Consider the following 8,505-nt stretch of genomic DNA (forward strand, 5'->3'; position numbering starts at 1 on the left):
GAGGGTGGTGGGGGTGGTGGCGAGTTCGACGCAGTTGTTGCCGTCGCCGCCGCCGGAGAAGGACGACTTCTGCCAGTTGGTCGGGGGTGTCATGGTGCGCCTCACAGTTCCTTCGTCAGCCTGTGGATGAAGTCACGCGAGCGTTCGGGGTCGAGTGACACACCCTCCACTCTACGGAAAAGCGTTCGAAAGCTGCTGAGTTGAGCCTCGGAGTCGACGAAGGCGGAACCGTGGGGTGCGTCCCGCACGACCGTGTCCAGCTTGGGCACAGTGCCACCCGCGTACAACATGACGCTTCCGGCATCGATGAATCCATCCAGGTCGAACGGGATGACACGTACGGTCACGTGGTCCGCTTCCGAGAGTTCCAGGATGCGGGTGAGCTGAGCTCGTGACGCGGGACGGTCACCGACCCGGATGCGCAGGGCCCCCTCGTGCACTACGGCTTCGTACGGGGTCGGTTGGTCACCCTCGATGATGCGGTGTCGCTTCATCCGGTGTTCGGCCCGCAGATCGAGGTCTCTCGGGGGAAGTGCGGGCACTCTGTGCGAGAAGACTGCGCGAGCGTAGTCCTCTGTCTGGAGCAGGCCCGGGACATGGAGGAAATCCACGTCCCAGCGGTAGGTGGCGTGGTGCTCCAACTCGGACAGGTCCAGGAACGACGTGGGAAGCAGCCCCCGGTACTCCTCCCACCAACCGCGTGTCCGATCCGTGGCCATTGCGATCAGCGCATCGATCAACTCCTCGTCCTCGCAGGAGTAATTGGCGGCGAGGCTGCGTACGCGTTCCTCGCTCACTCCTGCCGTTCCGGACTCCATCTGACTCATCTGGGCGGAGTCGGACCCGACCAGCGCGGCGGCTTCCCGTGCTTTGAGTCCAGCTGTCTCACGCAGCTTCCGCAGTTCAATGCCCAGGCGTTCCTGGCGCGCGGTGACTTGCCGTCTGCGTGGCATGGCTTCCTCTCTCGCCCCAACTGCCGTGGCGCGGTGACTCGTTCGGGGGGCAGATTACGACAACGACTTGCACTGTTCCAAATTTTACCCGTACCGTCGGTGACGCGACGCACACGCTGCGAAACCCGGGACTCCGGAAGCGCACCACTCCGTCCTGCCATGACGGAGTGACAGGCCACCGCCCGTGAACCGCATCAACTCCCCACACCACCAACGGAGTTCACGCATGCCCGAAACCGAGTCCGAACCCTGGGAGTACTCCCTCTCCATCCCGAACGACCGCCGTGCCGTCACCGTCTGCCGCCGCACCCTCCGCCTGGTCCTCACCGTGCACGGACTCATCGGCGTCGCGGACACCGCCGAACTCCTCGCGACGGAGCTGGTGGCCAACGCCGTACTGCACACCAAGGGGCCGGCGATGCTCGGGGTGCGGTGGTCGGCGGGGGTGCTGAGGGTCGGGGCGTGGGACGCGGACCCCGAACCACCGGAAGCGCCGGGCCAGTTGGCGAATCTGTTGGACGCCGAGGAGGGGCGCGGCCTCGCCCTGGTTCAGGCCTGCGCGGATGTCTGGGGGTGGCAGCCGCTGTCGAGGAACGGCAGGCGTGGCAAGTACGTGTGGTGTGACCTCGCCGCGGCCTAGCTCGTTGATCATGTCGTACTGAAAGGAGAGCTGATGGTCGGCTCGTCGCACGAGGCGCTGCACCGGATCTTCCAGAAGGATCCCGCGCTGCTCACCCGTGCTCTGCAGGACGTGTTGGGTGTTCCTCTGCCCGAGCCGCGCGAGTTCGCGGCCATGAACGTGGATCTCACGGAGATCGAGCCGGTCGAGAGACGCGTGGACACGTTGCTGCGGGCGGAGACCGAGGAGGGCGTCTATCTCCTGGTCGTCGAGTCGCAGGGCAAGCCGGACGCCAGGAAACGCAGCAGCTGGCCGTACTACCTCAGTTACTTGCACGAGAAGTACCGCTGTGAGCCCGTGCTCATCGTCATCACCCAGAGCAGCGCCACGGCCCGCTGGGCGGCGGAGCCGATTCATCTCGGGGTGCGCGGGTGCCCCTCGCTGACGGTGCGCCCGTTCGTGCTCGGGCCGGACAACGTGCCGGTGATCGTCGACGAACGGGAGGCCGAACGGGACGTACCCCTCGCGGTGCTTTCGGCGATGACGCATGGCAAGGGACCGCAGGCCGCCGCCATACTGGAAAACCTGGCAACCGCCCTGCGGACCATCGACCCGGACAGCGCCGCGGTCTTCGTGCAGTTCGTCGACTCATGCCTGGCCGACCGCCAGGCCCAGCAGATGTGGAGGGACCTGATGACGGCGATCCAGTACTTCTGGCGGCACCCGCTGGCGGAGCAGGTGCGGGAAGAAGGACGCGAAGAAGGACGCGAAGAGGGGCTGGCCGCAGGGTGGGCCGCGGCCATCTTGCATACCCTTCAGCGGCGCCAGATCGCTGTGCCCGACAGTGTCCGTGAGCGCATCCTCGCCTCCACCGACGTGGACGAACTCGGTACCTGGCTGGACCGCGCCAACCAGGTCACCGACGCGAGGGACCTGTTCGGCGGAGGTTTCTGAGGCGTGGCAGAGATCCAGTACTTCTGGCGGCACCCGCTGGCGGAGCAGGTGCGGGAAGAAGGACGCGAAGAAGGACGCGAAGAAGGACGCGAAGAGGGGATGGCCGCAGGGTGGGCCGCGGCCATCCTGCGTACCCTTCAGCGGCGCCAGATCGCCGTGTCCGACAGTGTCCGTGAGCGCATCCTCGCCTCCACCGACGTAGACGAACTCGGTACCTGGCTGGACCGCGCCAACCAGGTCACCGACGCGGGGGACCTGTTCGGCGGAGGTTTCTGAGGCGTGGCAGAGATCCAGTACTTCTGGCGGCACCCGTTGGCCATGCAGGTGCGCGAGGAGGGCCGGGTGGAGGGTCGAGCGGAGGGTTTCCGGGAAGGAATGGCTCAAGAACGGGCAGCGACCGTTCTGCGTATCCTCCAGTTGCGCCAGATCCGTGTACCCGACGAGATCCGCACCCGCGTCCGAGCCTCCAGAGACATGGACGAACTCACCTCCTGGCTCGATCGCTCCTATCGGGTCGTTGACGCGTCGGAACTCTTCGTAGCCGAATAACTGGCAGTGCCAGGCGGCAGCTGGGACCGAAACGAACCCCGGTCCCAGCCCCGCAGCCCCCAGGCCTACTCGCCCCGCTCCTCATCCGCCACCGGCGCCCGCACCACCGCAGGCCGCAATTTCAACCACCCCAGGAAAAAGATCCCGAGCAGCAGCATCGCGATCCCGGTCCACAGGTTGATGTTGACGCCCTCGGACTTGTCCAGCGACGAGTCCGACGGGTTGATCCCCGCGATCGTGACGATCACGCCGTAGACGACGAACAACCCGCCGATGATCAGCCGTAGATCGAAGAGGCGGGACGCGGTCGTCGACTTGCCCTCCAGTTCGCTGACTTCGCGCTGGAGATCGTGCTCCGAGTGTCCGGAGTTTTCAGACATGGTCTCTCAATCCTCCGCGGCTAGAACGAGAACGGGATGTAGCAGAGGGCGGCCAGGATCACCGCGCCCCAGCCGAGCAGGGCCGGGCGGCGGTACCACGCGTCGTCGCCCGCGGCGGGTGCCTCGGTCATGCCGGGGGACGTCGTGCCGTAGACCAGGCCCTGAAGCTGTTCCGCCGACTTCGGTTGCGTGAACAGGGACACCGCGAACATGACCACCGCCCCCGCGACGAACCCGGCGATCGCGGAGACGAAGTTGGCGCCCTGGTCGGAGGGGATGGAGATGATGCCCTGCTTGTAGATCCAGAAGTAGTTGACCATCGCGGTGACCGTGCCCGCGAGCAGGCCCCAGAAGCCGGACTTCGGCGTGGCCTTCTTCCAGAACATGCCGACGATGAAGACGACGAACATCGGCACGTTGAAGAAGGAGAAGAGCGTTTGTAGGTAACTCATGATGTTCGAGAACGAAGACGCCAGGAACGCCGTGCCTACCGACGCCGCCACGCCTACCACCGTGATCAGGCGGCCGAAGCGGACGTAGTACTCGTCCTCGCGGTCCGTCACCACGTACTTCGCCCAGATGTCGTTCGTGAAGACCGTGTTGAAGGACGAGACGTTGGCCGCCATGCCCGCCATGAACGCCGCCAGCAGACCCGTCACCGCGATGCCGAGGACGCCGTTGGGCAGCAGTTGTTCCATCAGGTACGGGATCGCGTCGTTGTACTGGAGGTCCGAGCCGCTGGTGCCGATCTTCGGGACCAGCGCCGCCGCGACCAGGCCCGGGATCATCACCAGGAAGACGATGAAGACCTTGGGGTACGCGGCGATGAGGGGGGTGCGCTGGGCGGCGGACAGGTTCTTCGCCGACAGCGCGCGCTGCACCTCCGCGAAGTTCGTCGTCCAGTAGCCGAAGGACAACACGAAGCCCAGGCCCAGCACGATGGTCAGCCAGTTCGCGCCCAGCGGGTTGACGCTGCCGATGCCGGTGCCGCCCCACGCGGTGGTGAAGTTGTGGCCGTGGGTCGCGTCCAGCTTGTCGGTCAGGCCGTCCCAGCCGCCTACCTTCTTCAGGCCGAGGTAGGAGATGGGGATGAGGGCCGCGAGGATCACGAAGAACTGGAGCACCTCGTTGTAGATCGCGGACGACAGCCCGCCGAGGGTGATGTACGCGAGCACGAACGCGCCGGCGACCACGATCGCCACCCACTGCGGCCAGCCCAGCAGCGCCTCGACGACGATCGCGAGGGCGTACAGGTTCACACCGGCGATCAGGATCGCGGCGAAGGCGAACAGGATCGAACTCAGCAGGTGTGCCCACTTGTCGAAGCGGAGGAGCAGGAACTCCGGGACCGAGCGCACCTTCGAGCCGTAGTAGAAGGGCATCATCACCAGGCCCAGGAAGACCATGGCCGGGATGGCGCCGATCCAGTACCAGTGCACGGTGTACGCGCCGTACTGCGCGCTGTTCGCGGCCATGCCCAGGATCTCGGTGGCGGCCAGGTTCGCCGAGATGAAGGCGAGACCGGTGATCCACGCGGGCAGCGACCGCCCGGAGAGGAAGAAGTCGAGGCTCGTCTTCACCGATCTGCGGGCGGCCAGACCGATGCCGAGAACGACGACGAAGTAGATCGCCAGGATCGTGTAGTCGAGCCCGTTGGTGGGGAGCCGGAGCTCGGCGGCGAGGAAGGTGGGGGGCTGCAGAGACTGCATCAAGCGCTCACCTTGGTTGATGGTTTTCGTCTGGTGTTCTTTGTTTGATTTTGATGGTGACGACTGGGGGGATCGGTGGTTTGATGTGTTTAGTTCTGTGTGAAGCCCGGATGTGGCGTGGATGTACGTACGGATGGAGAGCCCGGCGTGAAGAAGACCTCGACCCGGTTGGCCGACGGTCGTGAGCTCATCTACTACGACCTGCGGGACGACACCGTGCGCGACGCGGTGGACCGCCGCCCGCTGGAGCGCACGGTCACCACTTCGGAGGTACGGCGGGACGTGCTGCTCGGCGACTCGGTGGCGATCGCCTCGCACCGCCAGGGCCGCATCTACCACCCGCCGGTCGACCAGTGCCCGCTCTGCCCGACGACGGGCGACCGGCTCAGCGAGATCCCGGACTCCTCGTACGACGTCGTCGTGTTCGAGAACCGATTCCCCTCGCTCGCCGGGGACTCCGGGCGCTGCGAGGTGGTCTGCTTCACCTCCGACCACGACGCGTCCTTCGCCTCGCTGACCGAGGAGCAGGCGGCCCTCGTCCTCGACGCGTGGACGGACCGGACCTCGGAGCTGTCGCATCTCCCCTCCGTCGAGCAGGTCTTCTGCTTCGAGAACCGCGGCGAGGAGATCGGCGTCACCCTCGGGCATCCCCACGGCCAGATCTACGCCTACCCCTTCACCACCCCGCGCACCGCGCTGATGCTGCGTTCACTCGCGGCCCACAAGGAGGCGACCGGCGGGGAGAACCTCTTCGACGCCGTCCTGGAGCGTGAACTCGCCGGTGAGCGGGTCGTCCTTGAGGGTGAACACTGGGCCGCCTTCGTGCCGTACTCCGCGCACTGGCCCTACGAGGTCCACCTGTATCCCAAGCGCCGCGTGCCCGATCTGCTCGGTCTGGACGAGGCGGCCCGCACAGAGTTCCCCAAGGTGTATCTGGAACTCTTGAGGCGCTTCGACCGGATCTTCGGTGAGGGCGAGCCTCCGACGCCGTACATCGCCGCCTGGCACCAGGCGCCGTTCGGCACCCTGGAGGAGTTCGAGGGTGTGAGCAGGGACGACTTCGCGCTCCACCTCGAGCTTTTCACCATTCGCCGCACTTCCGGCAAGCTGAAGTTCCTCGCGGGTTCCGAGTCCGGCATGAGCGTGTTCATCAACGACGTGCCGCCGGAGTTCGCGGCACAGCGACTGCGAGAGGTAGCGAGTTGATGAGCGGTAAGTACCTGGTCACGGGCGGGGCGGGTTACGTGGGCAGCGTGGTCGCCCAGCACCTGCTGGAGGCGGGCCACGAGGTCACCGTCCTGGACAACCTCTCGACGGGGTTCCGTGAAGGGGTCCCGGCGGGTGCTTCCTTCATCGAGGGTGACATCAGGGACGCGGCCAAGTGGCTCGACTCCTCCTACGACGCCGTCCTCCACTTCGCCGCGTTCTCCCAGGTCGGCGAGTCCGTCGTCAAGCCCGAGAAGTACTGGGAGAACAACGTCGGCGGCTCGATGGCCCTGCTGGCCGCGATGCGCGAGGCAGGCGTCCGCAAGCTCGTCTTCTCCTCCACGGCGGCCACGTACGGCGAGCCGGAGGAGGTCCCGATCGTCGAGACCGCCCGCACCTCCCCGACCAACCCCTACGGCGCCTCCAAGCTCTCGGTCGACTTCATGATCACGAGCGAGGCGGCGGCCCATGGGCTAGGAGCCGTGTCCCTCCGGTACTTCAACGTGGCGGGCGCGTACGGCAGTTGCGGCGAGCGGCACGACCCCGAGTCGCACCTCATCCCGCTCGTGCTCCAGGTCGCCCAGGGCAAGCGCGACGCGATCTCCGTCTACGGCGACGACTACCCGACGCCGGACGGCACCTGCGTCCGTGACTACATCCACGTCGCGGACCTGGCCGACGCGCACCTGCTCGCGCTGAAGGCGGCCACGCCCGGCGAGCACCTGATCTGCAACCTGGGCAACGGCGAGGGCTTCTCCGTCCGCCAGGTCATCGAGACCGTCCGCCAGGTCACCGGGCACCCGATCCCCGAGATCGTCGCCCCGCGCCGCGGCGGCGACCCGGCGTCCCTGGTCGCCTCGGCTGACCGCGCCAAGGAGCGCCTCGGCTGGAACCCGACCCGCGCGGACCTCGCGGGCATCGTCGCGGACGCGTGGGCGTTCGCGCAGAACGTATCGAAGGGTTAGGAGACAACACGTGGGTGTACTTGAGGGCTTCGAGGAGCTGTACGGCACCGCTCCCGAGGGCGTCTGGGCCGCGCCGGGCCGGGTCAACCTGATCGGCGAGTACACCGACTTCAACGAGGGCTTCGTGATGCCGCTCGCCCTGCCGCACACGGCGGTGGCGGCGGTGTCGCGCCGCACGGACGGCGTCCTCCGGCTCCACTCGGCGGACATCGAGGGCCCGGTCGTAGAACTGCATGTCGAGGACCTGGCCCCGCGTACGAACACGAGCTGGGCCGCGTATCCGGCGGGCGTGGTCTGGGTGTTGCGCGAGGCGGGTCACCAAGTGACCGGCGCGGACATCCACTTGTCGTCCACGGTCCCGACGGGCGCGGGCCTGTCGTCCTCGGCGGCGCTGGAGGTCGTCACGGCCCTGGCCCTCAACGACCTCTTCGAACTCGGCCTGTCCGGACCGGAGTTGGCCCGCTTCTCGCAGCGCGCGGAGAACGACTTCGTCGGCGTCCCCTGCGGCATCATGGACCAGACGGCCTCGGCCTGCGCCGAGGAGGGCCACGCGCTCCACCTCGACTGCCGCGATCTGTCGATCCGTCAGATCCCGTTCGACCTGGCGTCGGAGGGCCTGTCGCTTCTGGTCGTCGACAGCCGTGTGAAGCACGCTCTCGGAGACGGCGAGTACGCGGAACGCCGAGAGGGCTGCGAGGAGGGCGCCCGCCAACTCGGCGTCCCCTTCCTGCGGGACGTGGCGTACGAGGACCTGGAGTCGTCACTGGCGCGGTTGAGCGACGAACGGATCCGGCGCTACGTCCGCCATGTCGTCTCCGACGACCACCGGGTCGACCAGGTCATCAACCTGCTCGACGCGGGCGAGGTCCGCGCGATCGGCCCGGTCCTCACCGAGGGCCACGCCTCCCTCCGCGACGATCTGCGCATCTCCTGCCCGGAGTTGGACCTCGTGGTCGACACGGCGGTCGGCGCGGGCGCGCTCGGCGCACGGATGACGGGCGGCGGCTTCGGCGGCTCGGCGATCGTCCTGGTCGAGGTGGCCGACGCGGACACGGTCACGAAGGCGGTCGAGGAAGCGTTTGCGGCGGCGGGTTACACCGCACCGCGCGTGTTCCCGGCGGTGCCTTCGGCGGGGGCGCGGCGGGTGGGGTGAGGCGCGGCGCCTTGCGG

Annotated in this window: 11 protein-coding genes; 7 read left to right on the forward strand and 4 right to left on the reverse strand. The window is 67.3% G+C overall.

Features of this window, described 5'->3' with window-relative positions:
* On the reverse strand, window positions 1–93 hold a 93-nt coding region (locus tag JHN45_RS48045), incomplete at its 3' end, for a DUF397 domain-containing protein (RefSeq protein ID WP_201055737.1).
* An 8-nt stretch (window positions 94–101) separates the two neighbouring features.
* Entirely contained in the window at window positions 102–953 is an 852-nt protein-coding gene (locus JHN45_RS48050) for a helix-turn-helix transcriptional regulator (protein WP_201055738.1), read from the reverse strand.
* Between the two features lie 226 nt (window positions 954–1,179).
* Here JHN45_RS48050 and JHN45_RS48055 point away from each other — a divergent pair, with 226 nt between their 5' ends.
* Genes JHN45_RS48055 through JHN45_RS48070 form a run of 4 tightly spaced genes read left to right on the forward strand, consistent with a single transcriptional unit; the run spans window position 1,180 to window position 3,075 of the window.
* The gene (locus JHN45_RS48055; RefSeq protein WP_201055739.1) at window positions 1,180–1,593 is read left to right on the forward strand and encodes an ATP-binding protein; all 414 of its coding nucleotides are present in this window, start codon (window positions 1,180–1,182) and stop codon (window positions 1,591–1,593) included.
* A 33-nt stretch (window positions 1,594–1,626) separates the two neighbouring features.
* Entirely contained in the window at window positions 1,627–2,526 is a 900-nt protein-coding gene (locus JHN45_RS48060; RefSeq protein ID WP_201055740.1) for a hypothetical protein, read from the forward strand.
* A 3-nt stretch (window positions 2,527–2,529) separates the two neighbouring features.
* A complete protein-coding gene (locus JHN45_RS48065) occupies window positions 2,530–2,802 on the forward strand; it encodes a hypothetical protein (protein WP_201055741.1) in 273 nt (90 codons plus the stop codon).
* 3 nt (window positions 2,803–2,805) lie between these two features.
* Complete coding sequence (locus JHN45_RS48070; protein ID WP_201055743.1) at window positions 2,806–3,075, forward strand: hypothetical protein; 270 nt, start codon at window positions 2,806–2,808, stop codon at window positions 3,073–3,075.
* 65 nt (window positions 3,076–3,140) lie between these two features.
* Here JHN45_RS48070 and JHN45_RS48075 read toward each other — a convergent pair whose 3' ends face one another.
* Window positions 3,141–3,455 carry a hypothetical protein gene (locus JHN45_RS48075; RefSeq protein ID WP_201055745.1) on the reverse strand — a complete coding sequence of 105 codons (315 nt, stop codon included), beginning with the start codon at window positions 3,453–3,455 and terminating at the stop codon, window positions 3,141–3,143.
* Between the two features lie 20 nt (window positions 3,456–3,475).
* Window positions 3,476–5,164, reverse strand: a complete 1,689-nt coding sequence (locus tag JHN45_RS48080) for a sodium:solute symporter family protein (RefSeq protein ID WP_201055747.1) — start codon at window positions 5,162–5,164, stop codon at window positions 3,476–3,478.
* 147 nt (window positions 5,165–5,311) lie between these two features.
* Between JHN45_RS48080 and galT the strand changes: the two genes are divergently transcribed.
* Genes galT through galK form a run of 3 tightly spaced genes read left to right on the forward strand, consistent with a single transcriptional unit; the run spans window position 5,312 to window position 8,488 of the window.
* Window positions 5,312–6,370, forward strand: coding sequence for a galactose-1-phosphate uridylyltransferase (galT, locus tag JHN45_RS48085; RefSeq protein WP_201055749.1), 1,059 nt, complete (start codon window positions 5,312–5,314; stop codon window positions 6,368–6,370).
* On the forward strand, window positions 6,370–7,335 hold the full coding sequence (galE, locus tag JHN45_RS48090) for a UDP-glucose 4-epimerase GalE (RefSeq protein WP_201055750.1): 966 nt from the start codon (window positions 6,370–6,372) through the stop codon (window positions 7,333–7,335). The genes galT and galE overlap by 1 nt, the downstream gene beginning before the upstream one ends.
* A gap of 10 nt (window positions 7,336–7,345) precedes the next feature.
* A complete protein-coding gene (gene galK, locus JHN45_RS48095; protein WP_201055751.1) occupies window positions 7,346–8,488 on the forward strand; it encodes a galactokinase in 1,143 nt (380 codons plus the stop codon).
* Window positions 8,489–8,505 lie beyond the last annotated feature (17 nt).

Source organism: Streptomyces sp. MBT53 (genome assembly GCF_016654115.1).
Lineage (GTDB): Bacteria > Actinomycetota > Actinomycetes > Streptomycetales > Streptomycetaceae > Streptomyces.